Source organism: Thioalkalivibrio sp. ALE16, from assembly GCF_000381305.1.
Taxonomy (GTDB): Bacteria; Pseudomonadota; Gammaproteobacteria; order Ectothiorhodospirales; family Ectothiorhodospiraceae; genus Thioalkalivibrio.
Window position 1 is genome coordinate 86,423 of the sequence record NZ_KB906360.1, and the last position, 24,364, is coordinate 110,786.

Here is a 24,364-nt window from a genome sequence, read left to right on the forward strand (position 1 = left end):
CGTAGCGGGTCAGGCGTGGCCGACGGTGGTGTCGGTGGTGGCGTGGAAGTAGTCGCTGTCGCGCGCCAGCTCGTCGATCAGCTCGTGCAGCATGGCCAGACGGCTCTCGGCGTCCGAGAACGGGGCGCAGTCCTCGCACAACGGATCGCCGCAGGGCTGGCGGCTGTACAGCCAGAAGTGCACGGCACCGGCCAGCAGGCCGTCGGCGACGTCGCCGGTTTCGGCGGCCTGGCCGTCATCGGCGAGCCGGTTCGCCAGCTCGATCAGGTGCTGGGCGGCGTTGTTGTAGGTCTGGTCGGCGGTGTCGTTCATGGGATCTCGGGACAGTCTTGTTTCAGCCAGCGCCAGCCCGTTTGACCGGCACAGAACCCGGCAGTTTACCGCGACTGGCCGATATTCCGAAGAAACAGGGGAATATGCCGCTCTTCCGGCGACAGGCCGCCGTGGGCGCCGACGAAGAACGGCCCCTCGTCGTCGTCCGGCGGGTCCACCAGGTAGGCGTCCTCCGCGGGCAGCAGCAGGTAGTCGCCGGCGCGTGCCCGCAGCTCGGGGTGCTCACGGTGATGCCCCGGGGGCAGGCCCAGCGTGCCGGGCCCCAGCCAGTCAGCGGCGGGGACTGCGGCTACGTCCGCGCCGAAGGCGGCGTCCAGGGCCGTCAGGAAGTCCGTGTCGCGTCCTTCGCGTACATGGGCGATGGCGGCACGTGGCTCGCCGGTCAGGCGGTGGCGCAGGCAGGCCTGCACCGCCGGGTGCTCGCGCAGGTCCAGGCGGCGTTCCATGGTGCGCATGCCGTGGTCGGCGGTAGTCAGGAACACGCTCTCCGGGCGCTGGATCTGCGCGCAGGTCGCGGTGTAGGCCAGGTCCAGCTGCTTCAGATGGCGCTCCACCTCCGGGCTCTCCGGGCCGTAGGCGTGGCCCAGGTGGTCGAGCTCCGACCAGTAGACGTAGGTGAAATGCGGCCCCGGCGTCGCGTTCACATGCGCGGCCACTCGTGCCGGCAGCTCGGACAGGTCCTCGAAGCCGATGAACGCGGCGGAGCCGTTCATCATGCGGTTGTAGGGTGTGCCGCCGATCCAGTCCGGGCCGATCATGGTGGTGTGGCAGCCGAGCCGGTCGACCAGGCGGTCTGGCCGTACGCGGCCGGTCAGCTCGCGGTAGCCGAGCGTGGCCGGGCGGTCCTCGGCGTCGCGCTCCTGGCCCATCAGCACCGTCAGCGTGCGCTCGGCAGACGGCAGCCGGGTGTGCCAGCCGAGCAGGCCGTGCTGCGCGGGTGCGCGCCCGGTCAGGATGCTGGTGATCGCGGTCGCCGTGGTGCTGGGGAACACGGTCTCGAGGTCGGTTACGTAGTCCGCGCCCAGCAGCGGCGTGTGGCGGCGATAGCGGGTGGCAAAACCGTCGATCAGCCACAGCACGATATGGCGGTCCGGCCCCAGGTGTTCGGATACACCCGCCAGCGGCGGGTGGCTGGCCACCGGGTTCAGGCTGGCCTCGATCTGGCCGAGCAGGTTCATCAGCCCCGGCGCTTCCAGCCGGGCGCGCAGGATGTCATCCACGACCGAGTCGGCCGCGGCGTTAGCCGTCATCGACAAGCGATCAGGCCTTGCCGCCGTCGCCACCCATGCAGGGCGGGGAGTCGGCGACCTTGCCGGCACGCTCGAACCACTGGTCCGGGTCCAGCGTGTGCAGCGCCAGGGCATGGATGCCCCCGGCCAGCTCGTCGGCCAGGGCCTGATTCACCAGCCGGTGCCGCGCGATCAGCTTCTGGTCGCGAAAGGCCTCGGACACCACCGTCACCTTGAAATGCGACTCCGAGCCCGGCGGCACGTTGTGCATGTGGCTCTCGTTCACCACCTCCAGATGCTCGGGCGCAAAGCGCTCCTCCAGCTTCCGGGTAATGGTCTCCTGCATGCTCATCGACGACTCCAGTGCTTCGATTGACGGGACATCGCACTCAGTGTGCCGTGTCGTACCCGCATGTCCAGATCCTTGGCCAGCCGCATGGCTGCCGCTGTCTGGGGGGGCAGTCATCAGCCTTCCCGTGTGCGTTCCTTCCAGTAATCCGGGTGGCGGTGCAGGTGCATGACCGCGAGAATCAGGATGCCCCCGTCCTCTTCTGCGTAGAGAACCCCATACGGAAACCGCTTCACGAATGAGCGCCGCACTTCGCCCTCCAGAACGGTCCAGGCACGCGGGTAGGCGATGGCGCGTTGCACCGCTGCAAACACTTCAACTGCAAAATCGTTCCCGAGGCGGGGCTCGATTTCTTCGTAGTACTGAACGGCCTCGGTGAGTTCTTGCTCCGCTTCCGGGTGAAAGCGAAAACTCATCGTTCAAACCGGCTCCATATCCTCTCGAAGACCTGTTCGCCCGGAATCGCTTCGACTGTGCCCGAGCGGATCTCTTTCAGGCGCTTCCGCGAGACCTCCGCCCATTTGCGGTCCACGCCCGCATCGGGCGGGTTCAGGCTGCGCAGGAGGGAATCGACCACCAGAGCGCGCTCTTCCACGGGCAGGGACTCGGCTTCGTCAATAAGGTCTTTGATCTTCATGTCACCATCTTCCTGGTATCGCTGGGGGCGATGACCGGCGCAAGTGGAATTCTCATACTGGCATCTTGCGGCCGGTAGTGCGAGATGGCGGTTTGGTGGTTACATCCGGGAGGGGCTATGCGGCAGACGCTGGCGTTTGATGTGTACGGGACGCTGATCGATACCCAGGGGGTTACGGCGACGCTCGAAGGGTGGATGGGCGAGCGGGCGCCGGTGCTGGCGCGGGCCTGGCGCGAGAAGCAGCTGGAGTACACCTTCCGGCGCGGGCTGATGGGGGCGTACGCGGATTTCGATACCTGCACCGAGCAGGCGCTGCGGTACTGCTGCGAGGCACTGGGTATCGCGCTTGAAGTGGAGCAGGAGGCGGAGCTGTTGCGGTGCTATCGAGAGCTCCCGGCCTTCGCCGATGCGGGGTCGGCCCTGGACGAGTTGCGGGCGGAGGGACACCGTCTGTTCGCGTTCTCCAACGGGACCACTGAGACGGTCAGCGGGCTGCTGCGGAACGCCGGGCTGGGGGATCGCTTCGAGGATCTCGTCAGCGTGGACGAGATCGGCTGCTTCAAGCCGGACCCGCGCGTGTACCGGCATTTCCTGCAGCGGGCGAATGCGCTGCCCCAGCAGGCGTGGCTGGTTTCAGGCAACCCCTTCGACGTGATCGGTGCGCAGGCTGCGGCCATGCGTACGGTCTGGCTCGACCGGGCGCGGCAGGGTCTGTTCGACCCCTGGGGCGGGGAGCCCACGGCCACCATCGGCGGCCTGGACGAACTGTCCGGGGCACTACGTTAGCCGGGGTCTTGCCGTCGGCAAATATTCCTGCTGGAGCGGCCTATTGGCGCCCGGTGGTTGCGCTACGATGGAGATCGGGCCGCCGCCGGGAGAGGAGCGTGAGCCAGCAGGTCAAGCAACGGGTCGCGCCCGCCGCAGAATCGCCCTTGATCCGTCCGGCCACGCTGGAGGATCTGGAGGCGCTGGTGGCGCTGGAGGATGCGGCGTTCGAGATCGATCGCATCTCGCGGCGGCAATTTCGCTACCTGCTGACGCGCGGGCATGCGGCCACGCTGGTGGCGGAGGGACCCGGCGGGGAGGGCCTGCTCGGCTACGTGATGCTGCTGTTCAGCCGCGGGACGTCGCTGGCGCGGCTGTACTCGATTGCGGTCAGCGCGCGGGCGCGCGGCCAGGGGCTGGGCCGGCGCCTGGTGGAGGCGGCGGAAGACGCGGCGCGCCAGCACGGGCGGACCGATCTGCGTCTGGAGGTGCGGCGCGACAATGCGGCCAGCCTGGCCCTGTTCCGCGGGCTCGGGTATCGCGACTTCGGCACCATCGACGACTACTACGAGGACCACATGGATGCGCTGCGGCTGCAGAAGTCGCTGGCGACCGGCCCCGATCCGGCGCTGGTACGCGCCCCGTACTACGCGCAGACGCTGGAGTTCACCTGTGGCCCGGCTGCGCTGATGATGGCGATGCGCGCGGTGGACCCGGCGCTGAAGCTGGACCGGCGCCTGGAGCTGCGCCTGTGGCGCGACGCCACCACGATTTTTATGACCTCGGGCCACGGCGGCTGCGGGCCGTACGGGCTCTCGCTGGCGGCCGCCCATCGTGGGTTCGAGGTGCAACTGCTGGTGCGCGATCGCGGGGTGGCGTTCGGGGATTCCGTGCGCAGCGCGGAGAAGAAGGAGGTGATGCAGCTGGTGCAGGAGGACATGGTCGAGGAGCTGGAACAGCTCGGGGTGCCGGTGGTGCACGGCCCGGTGAACGTGTCCCAGCTGGAGGCGCGCTTTGGCGAGGGCGGGGTGCCGGTGGTTCTGATCAGCAGCGTGCGGCTGTATGCCGAGCGCTTCCCGCACTGGGTCACGGTGACGGGTTTCGACGAGCGCTTTGTCTACGTGCATGACCCGTTCGTGGACGTGGAGCAAGGGGAGCGCGCGGTGGACTCGGTGAACATGCCGATCGCGCGTGCGGACTTCGAGCGCATGGCGCGCTACGGCCGCGCGGGCCTGCAGGCAGCGGTGATCGTCGGCCCGCGCCGGGCGGCGGAGGGCGCGCATGCCTGAGCACCGCATCCTGGTCGAGCGCCGGGCGGACTGGAAGCCGCACTTCCCCGACCTTCCGGTCATGGCCATCGACGACTACCTGCGCGGCCCGGCCGCCGACGACCCGGCCACCCTGCGTGTGATCAACCTGTGCCGCAGCCAGCGTTACCTGTCCGCCGGGTACTACGGCTCGCTGCTGGCGGAGGCGCGCGGGCACCGGGTGATCCCCAGCGTGCGTACCTTGCAGGACCTGTCGCGCAAGTCCATTTACAGTCTGGATACCGAGGAGCTGGACGAGCGCGTGGCGCGCGTTCTGGGCCGCAGCCGCCAGGGCGTGCAGCCCGAGCGGCTGGAGCTGACCGTGCTGTTCGGCCAGTGCGACGAGCCGGCGCTGCAGGAGATCGCCGCGCAGCTGTTCGCCCTGTTCCCCGCGCCGATGTTCCGGGTGGAGTTCCGGCTTCAGGGACGCTGGCAGATCCACGCCCTTCGCTCGTTCGCGCTGAACGCGCTGGAACCCGAGCAGGAGCCGGCCTTCTTCGCCGCGCTGGAGCGCTACCTCTCCAAACCCTGGCGCCGCCGCCGCGGGGCACGCAGCGCGCGCTACGAGCTGGCCATCCTGCACAACCCGGACGAGGCGATGGCCCCGTCCACGCCGGCCACGCTCAAGCGCTTCGCCCGCGCCGGGCAGGAACAGGGGATGGATGTCGAGCTGATCCAGGCGCGCGATCTGCCACGACTGGCGGAGTTCGACGCCCTGTTCATCCGCGAGACCACCGCCATCGACCACTACACCTATCGCTTCGCGCGCAAGGCCGAGGCCGAGGGCATGGTGGTAATCGACGATGCCGACTCCATCCTGCGCTGCACCAACAAGGTCTATCTGGCTGAGCGCCTGGCCGCCCATCGCGTGCCGACGCCAAAGACCGTGATCCTCACCCGCGAGACCATCCTGCGCGCGGAGGAACAGATCGGCTATCCCGTGGTGCTCAAGATCCCGGACGGCAGCTTCTCGCGCGGGGTGTTCAAGGCGAACGACCGCGCCGAGCTGGAATCCATCGCCCGACGCCTCTTGAAGGAGAGCGATCTGATCCTCGCCCAGGAGTTTGTCTACACCGAGTTCGACTGGCGCATCGGCGTGCTCAACCGCCAGCCGCTGTATGCCTCGCAGTACCTGATGTCGCGCAAGCACTGGCAGATCGTCAATCACGACGCCAAGGGTGGCCCGCGCGAGGGCGGCTTCCGCACCCTGGCACTGGCGGACGTGCCCGCCGCCGTGGTCAAGACGGCCGTGAAGGCCGCCAACCTGATCGGCGACGGCCTCTATGGCGTCGATCTCAAGCAGACCCCGCGCGGCGTGATGGTCATCGAGGTCAACGACAACCCCAACCTCGACGCCGGCATCGAGGACAAGGTCCTCGGCGAGACCCTCTACACCACCCTGATGCAGGACTTCGTCCGCCGCCTCGACGCCGCCCGCCGCCACCGCGCCGCACCCTGATTGGAACGGGGTCTGCCCGTCGCCACGTCGCAGGATGCGATGAGCGAAGCGAATCGCATCGGGGGATGCACCGAGCGGGGAGTGGTGCGTTTCGCTGCGCTCAACGGCACCCTACGGTTGCAGGATGTTGCCTACCTGTGTCGGGCGGCGGTCAGGCTACGGCCTCGGGTGGTTCCTGCAGCGGGTCGTGGAGTTCGAAGTCGACCATCAGCTCGTTGGCCAGGGCTTCCAGGTCATCCTGCAGGGTGTGCAGGTCCAGGCCGTCCGGCACGCCCAGGCGGGCCATCGCGCGGAACATCGGTTCGCCAGTCATCGAGCCCGGCTCGCAGGCGGTCTCCAGCGTCTCGACGCTCACGCCGTGGCGCGAGAGCACGGCGGTGATGTCCTGCACGATCCCCGGCCGGTCGTGCCCAATCAGGTCCAGCACCACCGGGTGCCGCGCCGCCGGCGGCAGCTCGCTGCCGCGCTGGATATGCACCTGCAGCGAGTCGCCTGCCAGCCCGCGCAGCGCGGCCTCCAGTGCGTCGGCGTTCTCGGCATCCACCTCCAGCAGTACCACCCCGGCAAACTGCCCGGCCAGCTGCGCCATCCGACTCTCCAGCCAGTTCCCGCCCGCCGACCGAGCCCGCGCCGCCACCGCGCTCACCAGCCCCGGCCGGTCCGGCCCGATCACCGTCAGAATCACCGAAGTCTTCATACGCACAATCCCCGCACCCTTCGCCAACAGACCCAATATCCTGCGCCCGCAGGTCATCGGAGGCAACGCGCCAACGGGTACCTACGTGTCGAACGAATGATTCCCAAGAGCTCGACTTATGGGTTGCCCAAGTACGGCCAGTGGCGTTCGTGCACTTGGACTGCTAAAAGCATGATCGATCCATGGTTGTGTTTTCTAGTCTGAGGCCCTTTTCTGGAGGCAAAAGGCGAGGTCTGACCCTCTAAGGCCATGCAAAACCTGAAGGTGGACCCCGGCGGACATCCGGGCCATGCTCAGCTTTAGAGCCGAACTTTCGTGCGGAGGCAAAAGTGGAATTGTGGGTGGGGGATCACCGCTTGCGCTTCATGTACCAGGACGCGCGGGGTGCAATCACCGAGCGGGACCTAGTGGCGAAAAGGCTGTTCGTGAAAGACGCGGTGTTGTACGTAGAGGGGTGGTCGATTCTGCGTAATCAGCATCGACGCTTTCGGGGATCGAACATCCGCTCGGACGTGGTGAGCGTGAAAACGGGGGAGCTGTGGCCGCGCGACCAGATTCTGGGGCTCGATAGCATTGACAGGGAGTGGCTCAAATCTCCGGATGAATCGAGCGATCCGGAGCTGCACCCTCTTGATCGCATGCGGCCGGAAGTGGCGATTGATGAAGCCGGCCTGGTGATTGGGTCTCGTCTGACCCGAACGCCCTGGCATGTGATTCCGCAAGGGAATTGCGTGGGGCTGCATGAGCCGAAGAAGAACGGTGCTCCAAGGAAGAACCCGGTCTACCTCCTCTATGTTGATCCACCCCGCCCGAAGCGGTGGGCCATTGCCGGCCCCAATCTCTCGAAGCGTTTTGTGCGGCCATCAGCGGCCGTTGAAGCACTTCTCGAACAAATGGAACACCTGATACCGGAAGCGTATTGATGGCAAAGACCCGAGAAATTCAGGATCCGTGGAAATATTTTTCCGACTGGGTCTATCAGATCGGCCGGCACCATTGGGAGAACCTTGGGGTGGTTAGCACGTTGCTCGTGCACCGCGAGAAGACGAAAGCACTGCGGGACCGCCTGAAGGCGGAGGGGATGACCGACCCCAAGGAACGGGCAAAGCATGCGGTGCATCGCCGGGCGTATGTCGACCGGGCAGTCGATATCTGGGAGGCGCGCAGCCAGGAGCAGGCCCGACAGCTTTTCGGTTTCCGTGAGGGCTACATCTTTCGAGACGCGACGAGCGACGCGTCGATTCAGGTTCTGGCCGTGCTGGATAACGACCTTGAGGTTGCCGAGCGGGTGATGCCGACCGAGCGACTCGGCCGGGCCTACCGGCTAACTGACGTGGACTTTACGGAGCACCTGCGCTGGGGGGCTTCGCTCGAACGTTTCGAGGTACCTGCTTCCAGCCTGCGATCCGAGCTGATCCGGGCCGAGGTCTCTCGAGACCAGCGCGAGCTGCATAACGAGGTCGGGTCTCGGTAAGTGGCGGATCTCACCCGACCAACAGAGTGTGTGGAAGGTCGATTGCGGGCTTAGGGCTACTCTTTCCCTCCAAATGGCGTCAGTCGGTGTAGATCATGCGGCGGGTCATGCCGCCGTCGGCGCTCCAGATCTGGCCGGTGATGAAGCCTGCGTCCGGGCCGAGCAGGAAGGTGGTCAGGGCGGCGATGTCGGCGGGCTGGCCGACGCGGCCGGTCGGGTGCTGGGTGTGGTCCTGTGCGGATAGCGGTTCGGCCTGCTGCTGATCAGGGCTGCGGGTGTCGATCCAGCCGGTGCGGATGGCGTTGACGCGGACCTCCGGCCCGGCGCTGATGGCCAGGGCGTGGGTGAAGGCGTCCAGCCCGCCCTTGCTGGCGGCGTAGGCCTCCGTGTCCGGCTCTGACTGCAGGGCGCGGGTGGAGCTGATGTTCACGATGGCGCCCCGACGGCGCCGCAGCAGGGGCAGGGCATGCTTGGCGAGCAGGAAGGCGCCGGTGAGGTTGGTATCCAGCCAGCGCTGCCAGTCGGCCAGCTCCAGCTCATCCAGTGGCCCGGAGTGCGGGTCGCTGATGCCGGCGTTGTTGACCAGGGCATCGAGGCCACCGTGCCATTCCTCCGTGCGCCGGATGGCCTCGCGGACCTGTTCCTCGTCGCGGACATCCAGCGTGATGGCCCGGGCGGCGGGGCCCAGTTGCGCGGCGGCCCGTTCGCCCTCGGGGCCGTCGATATCGGCCAGCACCACCTGCCAGCCATCCCGCACCAGGCGCTCGCCAATGCCGAGGCCGATCCCGCGCGCCGCGCCGGTGACCAGCGCGACCCTTTGCGGTCCGCTGTCCGGGGTATCAGGCACTGGCCGTTGCGGGCAGGTTGTAGAAGGCGCGGGCGGTGGCGGTGGTGTGGGTGGCGAGGTCTTCCGGGGTCTCGTCGCGCAGTTGGGCCACGTATTCGCCAATGTGGGGGAGGAAGGCGGGTTCGTTGCGCCGGCCGTTGCCGATCTTCTTGCCGGAGCCCTTGGGCAGGGTGCGCGGCAGGAGGTAGGGGGCGTCGGTCTCGATCATCAGGCGGCCGCGCGGGATGCGCGGGACCAGCGGGTGCAGGTGGGTGCCGCGGCGCTCGTCGCAGACCCAGCCGGTGATGCCGATGTGGCAGTCGAGATCGAGGTATTCGGCCAGGGCGTCGGCCTCGCCGGTAAAGCAGTGCACCACAGCGGCCGGCAGCTTGTCGCGCCAGCGGCGCAGGATCTGGGCGAAGTCGTGGTGGGCGTCGCGCTCGTGCAGGAACACCGGCAGGCCAAGATCGGCGGCCAGCTCCAGCTGGGCCTCGAAGGCGATGCGTTGCTGCGGGCGCGGCGAGTGGTCGCGGTTGTAGTCGAGGCCCATTTCGCCCATGGCGACGACGTTGGCGTCCGCGCGGGCGAGGTCACTGAACCGGGCGGCGATCGCGTCGGTCCACTGTTTTGCCAGGTGCGGGTGCACGCCCAGGGTGGCGCGGCAGCACTCTGGGTACTGGTCGGCGATCTCCAGGCATTTCTCGCTCTGGTGGGCGTCGGCGCCGGTGATCAGCATCCAGGAGACGCCGGCCTCGCGGGCGCGATCGAGGACCTCGTCGCGTTCCTTTTTGAAGGATTCGTGGGTGAGGTTGAAGCAGATATCGATCCATTCCATGCGCGGTATGCTAACGGATTGGTGGTGTGGTGCCAGTTTCCGGGCCGTTATCACGGCGAGGGGCCGGAGCCGTCGTGGCAATGACAGGGCCATGGTCCGGGTTTGACGTCGGCACCGCGGCAGCGTGTTAAACCTTTTGCAGTGCCTTTGATTTGGAGTTTGGAATGCGTGATGCGAGTCCCCAGGCGGTTTATCTGAGCGATTACCAGCCGCCGGCGTTTGTGGTGGAGAGCCTGGAGCTGGACTTTGAGCTGGACGCGGCGACCACCGAGGTGACCACGCGCATGGCGGTGCGCCGCAACCCGCAGGCGGCGGAGCCGAACGGGGCGCTGCGGCTGTACGGCGATGGTGTGGAGCTGGCGTCGCTGACGGTGGATGGCGCGGAGCCGGGCGAGGGCCTGCTGGAGCAGGACGCCGAGGGCCTGCTGCTGCACGGCCTGCCGGAGGCGGCGCGGCTGGAGATCGTCAGCCGCTGCCACCCGGAGCAGAACACCGCGCTGGAGGGCCTGTACGCCTCCAGCGGCATGCTGTGTACCCAGTGCGAGCCGGAGGGCTTTCGCCGCATCACGTTCTTCCCCGATCGTCCGGATGTGCTGACCACCTACCGCGTGCGCCTGGAAGCGGACCGGGCGCAGTACCCGGTGCTGCTGGCCAACGGCAACCGCGTGGAGGCCGGCGAGCTGGACGGCGGGCGCCACTACGCGGTGTGGGAGGACCCGTTCCCCAAGCCGTCGTACCTGTTTGCGCTGGTCGCCGGGGATCTGGCCTGCCAGCGCGACACCTTCACCACCATGTCCGGGCGCGAGGTCGCGCTGGAGCTGTTTGTGGAGGCGCACAACGCCGATCGCTGCGATCACGCGCTGGCCTCGCTGAAGCGCGCGATGCGCTATGACGAGGAGGCCTTCGGCCGCGAATACGACCTGGACGTGTACATGATCGTCGCGGTGGACGACTTCAACATGGGGGCGATGGAGAACAAGGGGCTGAACCTGTTCAACGCCAAGTACGTGCTGGCCAGCCCCGACACCGCCACCGACAGTGACTTTGTCGCCATCGAGTCGGTGATCGCCCATGAGTATTTCCATAACTGGTCGGGCAACCGCGTGACCTGCCGCGACTGGTTCCAGCTGTCGCTCAAGGAAGGGCTCACGGTCTTCCGCGACCAGGAATTCACCACCGACTGTACCCTGTTCGGCGTCAAGCGCATCGACGATGTCGCTATGCTGCGCGCCTTCCAGTTCCCGGAGGACGCGGGCCCGCTCGCGCACCCGGTGCGTCCGGATCACTACGCCGAGATCAACAACTTCTACACCCTGACCGTCTACGAGAAGGGCGCGGAGCTGATCCGCATGCTGCGCACCCTGATCGGGCGCGAGACCTTCCGTCGCGGGCTGGACCTCTACTTCGAGCGCTTCGACGGCCAGGCCGTGACCACGGACGACTTTGTCGCGGTGATGGCCGAGGCCAGCGGGCGCGATCCCTCCCGCTTCAAGCGCTGGTACACCCAGGCCGGCACGCCGCACGTGACCGCGGGCACCGCGTTCGACGGCCCCGGTGGCCCGGCCCGCATCACGTTCTCGCAGGAGACCCCGCCGACCCCGGGGCAGGCACACAAGGAGCCGGTGGTGATCCCGGTGCGCATGGCCTTCCTCGATGCGGACGGCCAGCGCATCCGCGCACATCGGGAAGGCGACGACGCCGCGCGCGACGAATGGGTGCTGGAGCTGGACGCCGCCGAGCACACCTTCTGCTTCGAGGACCTGTCCGCCGAGGTGGCCGCGATCTCCTGGCTACGCGGCTTCTCCGCCCCGGTGATCCTGAACGCCAACCAGGGCGTGGACGAACTGGCGCACCTGCTGGCGCATGACGATGATGCCTTCGCCCGCTGGGAGGCCGCGCAGACCCTGTTCCGTCGCGCCATCCGTGCGCGCATCGAGCACGACGCCGCCGACTCCGCGCTGGAGGCCGCCATCGAGCACGCCCTGCACGCCCTGATCGAGGATCCGGCGATCGAGCCGGTGCTGCTGGCGACCATCCTGCAGCTGCCGCCCACGCGCGAGCTGGCCGAGTTGTTCGAGCGCGTCGATCCGGTGCGCCTGCGCATGGAGCGCGACGACCTGGAGAAGCGCCTCTATGCCCCGCTGACCGGCGCGATGCAGCAGATCCAGCCGAAGCTGGACGACGTGGACAATGGTGCCTTCACCGCCGAGGCGATGGGCCTGCGCCAGCTGCGCAACCGTCTGCTGGCGCTGCGTGTGGCGGCCCGCGACCAGGCCGCGGTGCCCGAGGCCCTGGCGCAGTACCAGAAGGCGCGCAGCATGACCATGCGCATGGGTGCGCTGAACGCGGTGAACGAACTGGATCACGAGGCCCGCGAGGTGCTGCTGACGGACTTCGAGCAGCGCTACCGCGACGACCCGCTGGTGCTGGACAAGTACTTCGGCCTGCAGGCCGGCAGCCAGGTCCCGGGCGGCTTCGAGCGCCTGGACGCGCTGCTGGAGCACCCCGGGTTCCGCTGGACCAACCCGAACCGGGTGCGTGCGGTGCTGGGGCCGTTCATGGCGCGCAACGAACGCCACTTCCACCAGGAAGACGGCGCGGGCTATCGCCGCATGGGCGGCTTCGTCGAGAAGCTGGACGCGATGAACCCGCAGACCGCCGCGCGCCTGGCCCAGCCGCTGACGCGCTGGCAGAAGGTGGACAGCGTTCGCGGCGAACAGATGCGGGCGGAACTCGAACGCCTCGCCGCGCTCGAATTGTCGCGCGACCTGCGCGATGTGATCGAGCGCGCGCTGGCGGAGTAGGCGGCAACTCTCTCGCCGATGCGGCGACGGGAACGTGTGTGGGAGCGTGCCTGCACGCGAAGCCCCCGCCAAAGCCGGACGCGGGCAGGAGCATTCGAGCGCGCGCTGGCGGAGTAGGCGGCGACTCTCTCGCCGATGCGGCGACGGGAATGTGTGTGGGAGCGTGCCTGCACGCGAATGCCCCTGCCCGCATCCGGCTTTGGCGGGGGCTTCGCGGGCAAGCCCGCTCCTACGGGGGCTGTTGGCTGTGGTAGCGTATCGGGGGGTTATCGGGGTGATGCCTCTTGAGATGAGGGTTTGGCCGACGTGAAACGGGTCTTCCACCGACTGCTGTGCTGGATGCTGGTGCTGGCGATTGCCGGCCTGCCGGCACTTGCGGCCGTCGCGAGCGAGGGAGGCAGTCACGCTGGGCATGCGATGCATGGGGCCCAGTCGCATGGCGATAAGCCCGCGGATCACGCGGCCCACGACCACTCCCATGATCACGCGCACGGTGACGACCACGATCACCATGCGCAGGACGATCACGCCGATACTCGGCATGCCGACGATCACACCCAAGACACTTCGGATTCCTCCGACGCCAGCGGGGTGATCGTGCACGCGGATTGCGTGGATGGCGCCTGCCTGGCGAGTTGCTCGGCCTGCAGCCACTGCCAGGGCCTGTTGTCCATCACCGGCATGCATCTGCTGACCCCGGTCACGCAGGCCATGCGCCTGTATTCCTTCCAGAGCGGCCCGCCCGCGGCCGCGTTATACCGACCCCCGATCCTCTCCTGATCTGACTGTACCGGCCCGAGCGCCGGGGTTGTCCGCACGTCCGGGTTCCACTCGGTGCCGGCGGGCGGCAAGGCCGTGTCGCGCGTTCGCGCGGGATGCGGAATCGAAGTCCGATCAAGGAGATTTTCACGATGCGAGCAACCCGATTGCTGCTCCCCGTCGTATCGGTGCTGTTCCTCGCCGGTTGCGCGGTCACCGCGCCCGAGCTGGACCGCTCCGAACTGGCGGAGGACATCTCGGTGCAGGGGATCGACCTGCCCGAGTCGGAGATGCCCCGCCCCTCTGGCGAGCTGACGCTCGAGGAGGCCATTCATCAGGCCCTGTGGCGCAACCCGCGCATGCAGCAGGCCTACGCCAAGCTGGATCTGACGGCCGCCGATGTGGTCGAAGCCGCCCAGTTTTCCAATCCCACCCTGTCGCTGTCGGTGATGCGCCCCGAGGGCGGTGGCGGCAACGAGACGGGGGTCGGCCTGGCCTGGGGGATTTCCGGCCTGCTGATGCGCAGTGCGCGTCAGGACATTGCCGAGGCCCACTGGGAGTCCACACGTCTGCAGCTGGCCGAAGGCATGGTGGCCCTGGCCTCGGACACCGAGCGTGCCTGGTATGACGCGGTGGCCGCGCGCCAGCGGGCGCAGGTGCAGGCGCTGGAGACCCGCGCCGCGGATCTCGGCTCGCTGCTGGGCGAGCGCTTCTATGACGCCGGCAACATCCCCGACCTGAAGCGGGCACAGCTGCGCATCCGTGCGGCCGAGGCCCGGCTGAAGCTCGAGGATGCGCGGCAGCGCGAGCGCGAAACCCGTCTGCGCCTGGCCCACCTGATGGGGCTGCCCGGCCAGGTGGATGGCTGGGAGGTCCCCGGCAAGCTGCCGTTGCCGCTGGCCGGTGTGGACGATCGCGATGCCCTGGTCGCGCAGGCCCTGGAGCAGCGTCTGGACCTGCGGGCCCTGGATCATGCCCTGGAGGGGCTGACCGAGGGTGTGGCCCTGGTGCGCCGCTATCGCTGGCTGGGCGACATCGAGCCCGGTATCGAGTTCGAGCGCGAGACGGACGGCACCCGCCTGTGGGGCGGAGGTATCTCCTTCACCCTGCCGATCTTCAACCAGAACCAGGCCGGCATCGCCCGCGCCGAGGCGCGGCTGGAGGACGGCGAGGCCCGCCGGGCCCGGCTGGAGCAGGCGGTCACCGCCGATGTGCATCAGCACTTTATCCGCCTGGCCCATCACCGCGACAAGTTCAGCACCAAGCGCTACGAACTGCTGCCGGCCCGGGAGATCGAGCTGGAGCGCGTGCAGGAGCGCGTGAACTTCATGTTCGACGATGTCTTCGACCTGCTCGTGACCAAGCAGGAAGAGCTGGCCGACTGGCAGCGCGCCGTGGCCGCGCTGGGTGACTACTGGCGGGCCCGGGTGGACCTGGCCTTCACCGTGGCTGGCGAGCTGCCGGGCGGCGCGCCGGGTGACGAGGGCTATCTCGACACCGACGCGCTCGAACATGACCCGTCCGCGATGGATCACGGGGACCACCATGGCGGTCACGGCGGTCACGGCGGTCACGGCGGTCACGGCGGTCACGGGGACCACGGGGACCACGGGGACCACGGGGACCACGGGGATCACGGGGACCACGGGGACCACGGGGACCACGGGGACCACGGGGATCACGGGGACCACGGGGACCACGGGGACCACGGGGATCACGGGGATCACGGGGACCACGGGGATCACGGGGATCACGGGGATCACGGGGATCACGGGGATCACGGGGATCACGGGGATCACGGGGATCATGACCATGGCGATCACGGTGACCACGGCGACGACGGTCACGGAGGGCATCACTGATGAAACGGCGTAACTTCCTGCTGGCCGCCGGCGCGGCAATGCTGCCGGCAACCACCCTGACCCGGGTGATGGCCGAAACGGGTCACGAGCACCACAACGAGGGCGATGCGACGCCCGGCGAACGCACCGAACAGGGCTACATGCCGGTGCACACGCCGAACGGCTGGACCCTGCCGTACGAGATGAACAACGGCGTGAAGGAGTTCCACCTGGTCGCCGAGGAGATCGAGCACGAGTTCGCGCCCGGTTCGGTGGCCAAGTGCTGGGGCTACAACGGCACCACCCCGGGGCCGACCATCGAGGCGGTGGAGGGCGACCGGGTCCGCATCTACGTAACCAACCGCCTGCCGGAATACACCTCGGTGCACTGGCACGGCATCCATCTGCCCTCGGGCATGGACGGGGTGAAGGGCGTGACCCAGCCGCCGATCCATCCGGGCGAGACCTTCGTCTACGAGTTCGAGCTGAACCAGCACGGCACGCACATGTACCACCCGCATGCCGACGAGATGGTGCAGATGGCGATGGGGATGATGGGGATGTTCATCATCCACCCGAAGGACGGCGAGATCGAGCCGGTGGACCGTGACTACGCGATCCTGCTGCACAACTGGGGGCTGCACCCGGGCACGCGCACGCCGGACCCGTCGATCATGGTCGACTTCGACCTGTGGTCGATGAATTCCAAGGTGTTCCCGGCCATCGACTCGCTGGTGGCGAAGACCGGCGAGCGGGTGCGCATCCGCATGGGCAACCTGTCGATGTGGAACCACCCGATGCATGTGCACGGGGTGTCGTTCGAGGTGACCGGCTCCGATGGCGGGCGCTGGCCGCGCAACCAGTGGCGCAAGGAGACCACCGAGATCGTCGCGGTCGGCCAGACCCGCGATATCGAGTTCGTCGCACCGCCGGGCGACTGGGCGTTCCACTGCCACATGACCCACCACACCATGAACCCGATGGGGCACGGCATCGCCAACACCCTGGGCGTGGACCAGTCCGGTCTCGAGGAGGAGATCCGTACGCTGCTGCCCGGCTACATGGCGATGGGCGAACACGGCATGGCGGATCACCAGGACCACACCGACGGCGGGCATATGCGCGGGCCGGAGAACACCCTGGCGATGGGTATGGGCCAGGGGCCGTTCGGCAACATCGGCATGGGCGGCATGTTCACCCTGATCAAGGTGCGCGACGACCTGGAACCCGGGGACTTCCGAGATCCCGGCTGGTACTGGCACCCGGAGGGGGAGGTCGCCCGTCGCGTGAGCAGCGACCCCGATTTCGGCAATCCGGTACGCCGCGGCAAGGTCGCGGATGCGGATTCCGACGGGCTCCCGACCCCCAGCCGCGATGCGCATGGCGGGCACGGAGGCCATGGCGGCCACGGGGGGCATGGAGGACATAACGGCCACGGAGGCCACAACCACTGAGCTTCCTCCGGCGCGGGCGCCGGGACCGCCGCAAGGCGGCCCCCGGTGGCCTGTGGCCGGCGGACTCTGACACGACACGACTGCACTTGAACAACTTGAGGACTACATGATGACGATTGGTAACCGCAATATCCTGCGTTCCGCCCTTGCGGCCCTGCTGCTGGCCTTCGCCAGCCCCCTGCTGGCCCACGAGGGCGAAATGGGACAGGTCCCGGAGGATGGCTCCACGGTGCAGGGCACCCCGGAGGAGATCGGGATTCACTTCGATGGCGCGATGCGCATCACCCAGTTCGACGTGATCGGCCCGCAAGGCCGCGTGTCTCTGGAGAACGAGCCGGGCAGTGATCCGACCGAGGAGTACCATGTGCGCCCGGCCGGCGACCTGGAACCGGGTCGTTACGAGGTGCGCTGGCGCGGTCTGGCCCGCGACGGCCACATGATGTCCGGGAGCTTCCGCTTCACGGTGGAGAACTAGGCCGTGGCCTGGCTGTCTGCGCTGTCCGATGTGGATGCCTGGACGGTCGCCATGATGCTGGTGGCGGCCGGGTTCTATGCCGGTTCCTTGCTGGCGGCCGGGGCGGTGCTGTTCCGCCTGGCGTTTCCGGATCTGCCTGATCCGGATCGCCGGGCGGCCAGCCGCATGGGGGCGGTCGCGGCCTGGGTCGCGATCGTGCTGGCCCTGGTCCAGTGGCCGCTGCAGGCTGGATTCCTCGGGGGTGGCAATGGTGCGGCTGCCTTCGACCCCATGCTGCTCGGCATGGTGTTCGAGGGGGCGCAGGGAACCCGGCTGGTGCTGGCTGTGAGCGGTTTGTTGCTGGTGCAGGCGATCCTGCTGGATGCCCGTCGGTTGCCGGGGCTGGGCTACGGTCTCAGCCTTGCCGGCGTATTGCTGGTGATGCTCGCCTTCGTACAGGTCGGGCACACGGTGGACGAGCCGCGCGTCCTGCTGGGAGGGCTGCTGGTGCTGCATCTGCTGACTGCGGCCTTCTGGATCGGTTCGTTGTGGCCGCTGTATCGCCTGGCGGGGCACTCGCCGGGGAGTCGCGATGCCGCGCGCATCCTGGCGCGCTTCGGCCAGGTGGCGGCGTTCGGGGTCGGGCTGCTGGTGCTGGCCGGTGTGGTGCTGGCGGCCTTGCTGCTGGGCGGTGTCACGCCATTGCTCACCACGGGCTATGGGCAGTTCCTGATCGGCAAGGTCCTGATCGTCGGATTGCTCCTGCTGCTGGCCGCCGCGAACAAGTGGCGGCTGGTGCCGGCGTTCGAGCGCGGCGAACCCGAGGCCCCCGGGCGGCTGCGCCGCAGTATCGCGCTGGAGGGCGGTCTGGTCGGGTCGATCCTGCTGCTGACCGCGGTACTGACCACGGTCAGTTCGCCGGCCGGTGGATAGGCGACGCGGGCGCTAGCGGTTCGGCGTCAGATGGGTCGCTGGGCGACCGTGGCGGCGAGTTCGACGTCCTCGCCCTCGCGCTGGACACGGATGTCCAGGGTCGCGCCGGGCGAGGTGCGGGCGATCACGTTGAGCGCTTCTCGCGGGGTGTTCACGCTGCTGCCGTCCAGGTGGGTGATGATGTCCCCCGGTCGGATTCCAGCTTCTTCCGCAGGCCCCTCGCGCAGGATGCCGGCGACCAGCACGCCGCGCGGCGTGTCCAGGCCGAAGGATTCGGCCAGTTCGCGGTTCATCGCCTGGACCTCGATCCCCAGCCAGCCGCGGGCGACATAGCCCTGTTCGATGATCTCGGTCATCACGCTGCGCGCCAGATCCACCGGGATCGCGAAGCCGATGCCGTGGGAGCCGCCGGAGCGCGAGAAGATCGCGGTGTTGATGCCGACGACCTCGCCGCGCGCATTGATCAGCGCGCCGCCGGAATTGCCCGGATTGATCGCCGCGTCGGTCTGGATGAAGTCCTCGAAGGTGTTGATCCCGAGCTGGTTGCGCCCGGTGGCGGAGACGATCCCCTGGGTCACCGTCTGGCCGACGCCGAAGGGGTTGCCGATGGCGAGCACGACGTCGCCCACCCGCAGGTCGCTGGAGTGCCCCACCGTGGCCACACCGAGCCCCGGCGCGCGCACGCGCAGCACGGCGAGGTCGGTATCCGGATCGATGCCGATGATCTCGGCGGGGTGGGCCTCGCCGCCGGGGAGCATGATGGCAATGGCATCAGCCTCCTCGATCACGTGGTGATTGGTGAGGATGTGCCCCTGTTCGGTCATGATGACCCCGGAACCGAGGCTGGACTGCTCCTGTTCACCCGGCGGAAGGGGCTGGCCGAAGAATTCATGCAGGCCGAGGCCGGAGGGCCGGTCGATGGTGCGCGAGGTCATGATGTTGACGACCGCGGGTGCGGCGCGGCGTACGCCGTCGGCGTAGCTGGCCGGCGCACCCGTGGCGCCCGGGGCCGGCACGGGTTCGGCGACCTGCAGATCGGCGCCGGATTCGTCGCGGCCGAGGATCTCGGGGAAGAACACCGCGATCACCACGGCCAGGGCAATGCCGGTCAGCGCGGCTTGCAGCAGAAAGCGAGAGAAATTCACCATATGTCGAATATACCGAATCAGCGTTCAACAGGGGATCCCGCCGTGGTCAATCGCGATGAACTGATGCAGGCACTGAATGCGGAGCTCGAGCCGGAGCGCTTCCGCGATTACTGCCCGAATGGCCTGCAGGTGGAGGGGCGCCGCGAGATCCGTCGGATCGTCAGCGGGGTGACCGCCTCCCTGGCGCTGGTGGAGGCGGCGGTGGAGGCCGGGGCCGACCTGATCCTGGTGCACCACGGGTACTTCTGGAAGGGCGAACCGCAGGAGGTGACCGGCATGAAGCGCGAGCGCATGCGCCTGCTGCTGGCGCATGACATCAACCTGGTCGCCTTCCACCTGCCGCTGGATGCCCACCCGGTGCTTGGCAACAACACCCAGTTGGCCGGGCGCCTGGGATTCGCGATCGACGGTGTGCTGCGCGAGGACGGCGTCGGCCAGGTGGGGAGCCCGGCGCGGGTGATGTCGGCGCCCGACATGCAGGCGCATATCAGCAACGTGCTGGGGCGCGAGGCGCTGTGCGTGGAGGCCGGTGACCATCCCATCCGCCGCATCGCCTGGTGTACCGGCGGGGCCCAGTCCCTGCTTACCGAGGCCGCGGCACAGGGAGTGGATGCCTACATCAGTGGCGAGATCTCCGAGCAGACCACCCACGAGGCGCGCGAGCTGGGGGTGCACTACTTCGCTGCCGGACATCATGCGACCGAGCGCTACGGGGCCCCGGCCCTGGGCCAGTGGTGCGCGGAGCGCTTCGGTCTCGAACACCAGTTTATCGAGATCGACAATCCCGCCTGAGCGGGGGCGATCCCGCCCGCACGCGACCGCGTGCGAGATTGCAGTGCAGCCTGTTCGCTTTGGGGGCGTGCCGGACGCCCCGTCCGTGCCCGTCTGTAATCAGTTGGTTATGTAGGTTTTCGACGCGCGTGACCAAGCGCAATGCTCGGTCTTAAGGCAGTAATCTACTTGACCTTATTAGCGTGTTCGGGAATTCTATCGGATTTTACAGCCCGCCCAGATGGGTATTCGCGCGTGCGGCCAAGGCCCCTCGCGTTCAGGCTGCGCCTTGGTTGCGTGGCTGCGGGAATACGATTTCAACACGTTGTTTGGAGAGACAAACATGGCAAACCAAGGCGTAAACCGAGGCCGGCGCCGGTTCCTCGTCGCCGCGACATCTGTCGTAGGCGGAGCCGGGGTCGCCGCTGTCGCGGCCCCGTTCCTGGCGTCCTTGCAGCCCAGCGCGCGCGCTCAGGCGGCCGGGGCCCCTGTCGAGTTCGACGTGTCCGCTGTCGAGCCGGGCCAGCGTGTCAGCGTCGAATGGCGCGGCCAGCCCATCTGGGTCGTGCGACGCACCGAAGAGATGATCGCCGGTTTGTCCGAGGTGACCGACCGCCTGCGTGATCCGGAGTCCGAGGTCGAGAGCCAGCAGCCGGAATACGCGCAGAACGAGCACCGTTCGCGCAATCCCGAGTTCCTGGTCGTGATCGGCATCTGCACCCATCTGGGCTGCTCGCCCACCTACCGCCCGGAGATCGGCGACCCCGAGATGGGTTCCGACTGGCAGGGTGGCTGGCTGTGCGGCTGCCACGGCTCCCGCTTCGACCTGGCCGGCCGCGTGTATCGCAACATGCCGGCGGCGACCAACCTGGTGATCCCGCGCCACATGTACCGCACGGACACCTTGCTTGTCATTGGTGAAGACGAAGACGGGGAGGCGATCTAAATGGCCAGCAATCCTGATACCAAGATCCAGGGCGGTCTGCTGGGCTGGGTCGATGCCCGCTTCCCGCTCTCCCAGATGTGGAACGAGCATCTGGCGCAGTACTACGCGCCGAAGAACTTCAACTTCTGGTATTTCTTCGGCTCCCTGGCGCTGCTGGTGCTGGTCATCCAGATCGTCTCCGGCATCTTCCTGACCATGTTCTACAAGCCCGATGCGGAACTCGCGTTCGCGTCGGTCGAGTACATCATGCGCGACGTGGAGTGGGGCTGGCTGATCCGCTACATGCATTCCACCGGCGCCTCGATGTTCTTCGTGGTCGTCTATCTGCACATGTTCCGGGCGCTGCTGTACGGCTCCTACAAGAAGCCGCGCGAGCTGATCTGGATCTTCGGTGTGCTGATCTACCTGGTGCTGATGGCCGAGGCCTTCGCCGGCTACCTGCTGCCGTGGGGCCAGATGTCCTACTGGGGCGCGCAGGTGATCGTGAACCTGTTCCAGACCATCCCGTATATCGGGCCGGATCTGGTGACCTGGATTCGCGGTGACTTCCTGCTCTCCGATGCCACACTGAACCGCTTCTTTGCGCTGCACGTGATTGCCCTGCCGCTGGTGCTGATCATGCTGGTGGCCGCGCACATCATTGCGCTGCACGAAGTGGGCTCCAACAACCCGGACGGCATCAACATCAAGGAAAACAAGGACGAGAACGGCATCCCGAAGGATGGCATCCCGTTCCACCCGTACTACTCCGTGAAGGATCTGGTCGGTGTCGGCGTGTTCCTGATGGTCTTTGCCGTGATCATGTTCTTCTTCCCGACCGGTGGCGGCCTGTTCCTGAAGCCGGACAACATGATCCCGGCCGACCCGCTGGTCACCCCGGATCTCATCCCGCCGGTGTGGTACTTCACCTCGATGTATTCGGTGCTGCGATCCGTGCCGGATCCGTTCCTCGGCGTGGTCGCGATGGGCCTTGCGGTGGTGATGCTGTTCTTCATCCCGTGGCTGGATCGCAATCCGGTACTGTCGATGCGCTACCGCTCGTTCGCGGCCAAGTTCAACCTGGCGGTGTTCGTGGTGGCCTTCGTGATCCTCGGCTGGCTGGGTCTGCAGCAGGCCACCACGGAAGTGAGCGAGATGAGCCTGCGCTTCTCTACGGTCTACTTCGCGTTCTTCTTCCTGCTGTGGTTCCTCAGCAAGGAACGCTCCGCGGTCTTCAGCCTGATCGCCTTCGCCGTGGTGGTGGGCATCTACACGATCTACGACATCCTGCGTTTCGATCCGAGTGACGCGAGTCTGATCATGTGGTCCTGGCTGATTCCGACCGTGTATCTGTTCGTGACCATGGTGGCCCCCGCCTTTGCGCGTGGCCTGGGCCGTGACCGTGCCGTTCCGGAAAGGGTGACTTCGTAATGAAAACGCTGATTGCAACTACGTTCCTGGCCGCTGCGGCCCTGTTCACCGTCCCGGCCGCCTCGGCGGCCGGGTACGACGGTGACCTGGAGAAGGCCAATATTGACGTGACCAATGAGGCCTCGCTGCAGCGCGGTGCCAACCTGTTCATGAACTACTGCATGGGTTGCCACTCCACGGAGTACATGCGCTACAACCGCGTCGCGCGGGATATCGGGCTCACCGAGCAGCACATGGAAGAGAACTTCATCTTCATGACCGACGAAGCCGGTGATCCGGTCGGTGTGGGTTCGCTGATGAAGAACGCCATGAGCGACGATTACGGCGAAGAGGCCTTCGGCGTGGTCCCGCCCGACCTGACCATGACCACCCGCATCCATGGCGAGGACTGGGTCTACACCTTCCTGAAGAGCTTCTATGTGGATGAGTCGCGTCCGCTGGGCGCGAACAATACCGTGTTCAGCAACGTCGGCATGCCGCACGTGCTGTGGGAGCTCCAGGGCTGGCAGGAGAAGGTTGTCGACGAGGACGGCAACGAGCGTCTCGAGTTGGTGCGCTCCGGTAGCATGACGCCCAGCGAATACGACCGCGCCGTGCGCGACATCGTCACCTACCTCTCCTACATGGGCGAGCCGATGCAGCTGGACCGCCAGCGGATCGGCCTGTACGTCCTGATTTTCCTCGGGATCTTCACGATCCTGGCCTACTTCTTGAAAAAGGAGTACTGGAAAGACGTACACTAGGCGGCCTGAACCGTCGCCGGCGCACTGATCAAGGATGATCGCGCGCCGGTGTTATTGACCGTCTGCCCGGCGTGGCCTCGTGCCTGGCCGGGCTAGGGAGAAAGCCATGGCGCTGGTCGCCAACCGTCGTTCCGTTATGACCCTGTTTTCTGCTCACGACTGTGTGCGCTGCCACCGGGTGCGCATCATCCTTGCGGAGAAGGACATCGCCGTGGATGTCGTGAATCTCGGGCCGGACGAGCTGCCCGAGGATCTCTCCGATCTGAATCCGTACAACGAGGTCCCGACCCTGGTGGATCGCGATCTGGCCCTGTACGGGACGCATGTCATCACCGAATACCTGGACGAGCGTTTTCCGCATCCGCCGTTGATGCCGGTGGATCCGGTTTCGCGGGCGGCCGCGCGGCTGGCGCTTTATCGCGTGGAACGCGACTGGTACGAGGGGCTGGACGCGGTCTACAAGGCCTCCGGCTCGGGGTTGACCAAGGCACGCAAGATCCTGCGCGAGAGCCTGGTGAGCTCGGCGGAGATCTTCGAACTCAAGCCGTACTTCCTGAGTGACGAGTTCTCCATCGTCGACTGTGCCATTGCCCCCGTAATGTGGCGGCTTCCGGCGGTCGGTATCGACCTGACCTCGCTGCCGCAGGCGATCCAGGAATACGCCGACCGTGTGTGCAAGCGCGAGTCTTTCCAGGTGAGTCTGACCGAGGCCGAGCGCGAGCTGCGCCTGTGACTTCGTCGCGCCCCTATCTGCTCCGTGCGCTGTGGGAGTGGGTCACGGATAACGGCTTCACGCCGCATATCCTGGTCGACGCCACGGTCGAGGGTGTGGTCGTGCCCGAGGCCTTTGTGGATCAGGGCAAGATCACCTTGAACGTTGGTCCCTCCGCGGTACAGGCGCTGAATATCGGGGACGACGCCGTGGCCTTCTCGGCCCGCTTCGCCGGCAACCCGATGGATGTGTTTGTGCCGATGCCGGCGGTCCTGGCGGTCTACGCCCGCGAGAACGGGCAGGGCATGATGTTCGGCAGTGAGCCGGGGCCCGGCCCCGAGGACGATGGTCCGGGTACGCCGCCGGATGGGTCCGGTGATGGCGGGGGTGGAGAGGATGCCCCGGCGCCCAGGCGCAAGGGGCCGTCGCTCAAGGTCGTCAAGTAGTGCGCAGGGCCCCGTATGGGGCCCGTTTCTTT

26 protein-coding genes are annotated in these 24,364 nt (G+C 67.2%); 17 read left to right on the forward strand and 9 right to left on the reverse strand.

The window, feature by feature from the left end; translation table 11 throughout:
• Positions 1 to 9: 9 nt before the first annotated feature.
• From F627_RS0107570 to F627_RS0107590, 5 genes are all read right to left on the reverse strand, one after another.
• Positions 10 to 312 carry a hypothetical protein gene (locus tag F627_RS0107570; protein ID WP_018865618.1) on the reverse strand — a complete coding sequence of 101 codons (303 nt, stop codon included), beginning with the start codon at positions 310 to 312 and terminating at the stop codon, positions 10 to 12.
• Between the two features lie 65 nt (positions 313 to 377).
• Complete coding sequence (locus tag F627_RS0107575) at positions 378 to 1,583, reverse strand: alkaline phosphatase family protein (protein WP_019583694.1); 1,206 nt, start codon at positions 1,581 to 1,583, stop codon at positions 378 to 380.
• A gap of 10 nt (positions 1,584 to 1,593) precedes the next feature.
• Positions 1,594 to 1,914, reverse strand: a complete 321-nt coding sequence (locus tag F627_RS0107580) for a BolA family transcriptional regulator (protein ID WP_017925236.1) — start codon at positions 1,912 to 1,914, stop codon at positions 1,594 to 1,596.
• 113 nt (positions 1,915 to 2,027) lie between these two features.
• On the reverse strand, positions 2,028 to 2,327 hold the full coding sequence (locus F627_RS0107585; protein ID WP_018995083.1) for a type II toxin-antitoxin system RelE/ParE family toxin: 300 nt from the start codon (positions 2,325 to 2,327) through the stop codon (positions 2,028 to 2,030).
• Positions 2,324 to 2,548, reverse strand: coding sequence for an addiction module protein (locus F627_RS0107590; protein WP_018876504.1), 225 nt, complete (start codon positions 2,546 to 2,548; stop codon positions 2,324 to 2,326). The genes F627_RS0107585 and F627_RS0107590 overlap by 4 nt, the downstream gene beginning before the upstream one ends.
• 117 nt (positions 2,549 to 2,665) lie before the next feature.
• Here F627_RS0107590 and F627_RS0107595 point away from each other — a divergent pair, with 117 nt between their 5' ends.
• The 3 genes from F627_RS0107595 (at position 2,666) to F627_RS0107605 (ending at position 6,079) form a co-directional block, all read left to right on the forward strand.
• A complete protein-coding gene (locus F627_RS0107595; protein ID WP_019583695.1) occupies positions 2,666 to 3,334 on the forward strand; it encodes a haloacid dehalogenase type II in 669 nt (222 codons plus the stop codon).
• A gap of 98 nt (positions 3,335 to 3,432) precedes the next feature.
• Positions 3,433 to 4,602, forward strand: a complete 1,170-nt coding sequence (locus F627_RS0107600) for a GNAT family N-acetyltransferase/peptidase C39 family protein (RefSeq protein WP_019583696.1) — start codon at positions 3,433 to 3,435, stop codon at positions 4,600 to 4,602.
• A complete protein-coding gene (locus F627_RS0107605) occupies positions 4,595 to 6,079 on the forward strand; it encodes a RimK family protein (protein WP_019583697.1) in 1,485 nt (494 codons plus the stop codon). The genes F627_RS0107600 and F627_RS0107605 overlap by 8 nt, the downstream gene beginning before the upstream one ends.
• Positions 6,080 to 6,230: 151 nt before the next feature.
• Here F627_RS0107605 and F627_RS0107610 read toward each other — a convergent pair whose 3' ends face one another.
• Positions 6,231 to 6,776 carry a glycine cleavage system protein R gene (locus F627_RS0107610; RefSeq protein WP_019583698.1) on the reverse strand — a complete coding sequence of 182 codons (546 nt, stop codon included), beginning with the start codon at positions 6,774 to 6,776 and terminating at the stop codon, positions 6,231 to 6,233.
• Between the two features lie 329 nt (positions 6,777 to 7,105).
• Between F627_RS0107610 and F627_RS0107615 the strand changes: the two genes are divergently transcribed.
• Positions 7,106 to 7,699 carry a WYL domain-containing protein gene (locus F627_RS0107615; RefSeq protein WP_018876499.1) on the forward strand — a complete coding sequence of 198 codons (594 nt, stop codon included), beginning with the start codon at positions 7,106 to 7,108 and terminating at the stop codon, positions 7,697 to 7,699.
• The gene (locus tag F627_RS0107620) at positions 7,699 to 8,250 is read left to right on the forward strand and encodes a hypothetical protein (protein WP_019583699.1); all 552 of its coding nucleotides are present in this window, start codon (positions 7,699 to 7,701) and stop codon (positions 8,248 to 8,250) included. The genes F627_RS0107615 and F627_RS0107620 overlap by 1 nt, the downstream gene beginning before the upstream one ends.
• Before the next feature lie 79 nt (positions 8,251 to 8,329).
• Here F627_RS0107620 and F627_RS0107625 read toward each other — a convergent pair whose 3' ends face one another.
• Both F627_RS0107625 and F627_RS0107630 read right to left on the reverse strand, forming a co-directional pair.
• Complete coding sequence (locus tag F627_RS0107625) at positions 8,330 to 9,097, reverse strand: SDR family oxidoreductase (protein ID WP_019583700.1); 768 nt, start codon at positions 9,095 to 9,097, stop codon at positions 8,330 to 8,332.
• Entirely contained in the window at positions 9,090 to 9,911 is an 822-nt protein-coding gene (locus F627_RS0107630) for a TatD family hydrolase (protein ID WP_019583701.1), read from the reverse strand. Before F627_RS0107630 ends, F627_RS0107625 begins: the two co-directional genes overlap by 8 nt.
• Before the next feature lie 164 nt (positions 9,912 to 10,075).
• On the opposite strand from F627_RS0107630, the gene pepN reads away from it, so the two are divergent.
• From pepN to F627_RS0107660, 6 genes are all read left to right on the forward strand, one after another.
• Positions 10,076 to 12,715, forward strand: coding sequence for an aminopeptidase N (gene pepN / locus F627_RS0107635; protein ID WP_019583702.1), 2,640 nt, complete (start codon positions 10,076 to 10,078; stop codon positions 12,713 to 12,715).
• Positions 12,716 to 13,054: 339 nt separating this feature from the next.
• Positions 13,055 to 13,495, forward strand: a complete 441-nt coding sequence (locus tag F627_RS0107640) for a hypothetical protein (RefSeq protein ID WP_051081486.1) — start codon at positions 13,055 to 13,057, stop codon at positions 13,493 to 13,495.
• A gap of 146 nt (positions 13,496 to 13,641) precedes the next feature.
• Positions 13,642 to 15,336, forward strand: a complete 1,695-nt coding sequence (locus tag F627_RS0107645) for a TolC family protein (protein ID WP_019583704.1) — start codon at positions 13,642 to 13,644, stop codon at positions 15,334 to 15,336.
• Positions 15,336 to 16,769 carry a multicopper oxidase family protein gene (locus F627_RS0107650; RefSeq protein ID WP_019583705.1) on the forward strand — a complete coding sequence of 478 codons (1,434 nt, stop codon included), beginning with the start codon at positions 15,336 to 15,338 and terminating at the stop codon, positions 16,767 to 16,769. The genes F627_RS0107645 and F627_RS0107650 overlap by 1 nt, the downstream gene beginning before the upstream one ends.
• Positions 16,770 to 16,875: 106 nt before the next feature.
• Entirely contained in the window at positions 16,876 to 17,244 is a 369-nt protein-coding gene (locus F627_RS0107655; RefSeq protein ID WP_018881396.1) for a copper resistance CopC family protein, read from the forward strand.
• Between the two features lie 3 nt (positions 17,245 to 17,247).
• Positions 17,248 to 18,156 carry a CopD family protein gene (locus F627_RS0107660; protein WP_019583706.1) on the forward strand — a complete coding sequence of 303 codons (909 nt, stop codon included), beginning with the start codon at positions 17,248 to 17,250 and terminating at the stop codon, positions 18,154 to 18,156.
• Positions 18,157 to 18,182: 26 nt separating this feature from the next.
• On the opposite strand, the gene F627_RS0107665 is transcribed toward F627_RS0107660, so the two are convergent.
• Positions 18,183 to 19,304 (reverse strand): S1C family serine protease, encoded by a 1,122-nt coding sequence (locus F627_RS0107665; RefSeq protein ID WP_018865634.1) that lies wholly within the window; start codon positions 19,302 to 19,304, stop codon positions 18,183 to 18,185.
• A gap of 42 nt (positions 19,305 to 19,346) precedes the next feature.
• Here F627_RS0107665 and F627_RS0107670 point away from each other — a divergent pair, with 42 nt between their 5' ends.
• The 6 genes from F627_RS0107670 (at position 19,347) to F627_RS0107695 (ending at position 24,332) form a co-directional block, all read left to right on the forward strand.
• Positions 19,347 to 20,096, forward strand: a complete 750-nt coding sequence (locus tag F627_RS0107670; RefSeq protein ID WP_018865635.1) for a Nif3-like dinuclear metal center hexameric protein — start codon at positions 19,347 to 19,349, stop codon at positions 20,094 to 20,096.
• A gap of 322 nt (positions 20,097 to 20,418) precedes the next feature.
• Positions 20,419 to 21,021, forward strand: a complete 603-nt coding sequence (gene petA, locus F627_RS0107675; protein ID WP_026279149.1) for a ubiquinol-cytochrome c reductase iron-sulfur subunit — start codon at positions 20,419 to 20,421, stop codon at positions 21,019 to 21,021.
• Positions 21,022 to 22,431, forward strand: a complete 1,410-nt coding sequence (locus tag F627_RS0107680; protein ID WP_018865637.1) for a cytochrome b N-terminal domain-containing protein — start codon at positions 21,022 to 21,024, stop codon at positions 22,429 to 22,431. It abuts the gene before it with no gap.
• On the forward strand, positions 22,431 to 23,174 hold the full coding sequence (locus F627_RS0107685) for a cytochrome c1 (RefSeq protein ID WP_018878158.1): 744 nt from the start codon (positions 22,431 to 22,433) through the stop codon (positions 23,172 to 23,174). Before F627_RS0107680 ends, F627_RS0107685 begins: the two co-directional genes overlap by 1 nt.
• A gap of 106 nt (positions 23,175 to 23,280) precedes the next feature.
• Positions 23,281 to 23,907: a glutathione S-transferase N-terminal domain-containing protein gene (locus F627_RS0107690; RefSeq protein WP_018876487.1), complete on the forward strand. Its 627-nt coding sequence runs from the start codon at positions 23,281 to 23,283 to the stop codon at positions 23,905 to 23,907.
• On the forward strand, positions 23,904 to 24,332 hold the full coding sequence (locus F627_RS0107695) for a ClpXP protease specificity-enhancing factor (RefSeq protein ID WP_018876486.1): 429 nt from the start codon (positions 23,904 to 23,906) through the stop codon (positions 24,330 to 24,332). The genes F627_RS0107690 and F627_RS0107695 overlap by 4 nt, the downstream gene beginning before the upstream one ends.
• Positions 24,333 to 24,364 lie beyond the last annotated feature (32 nt).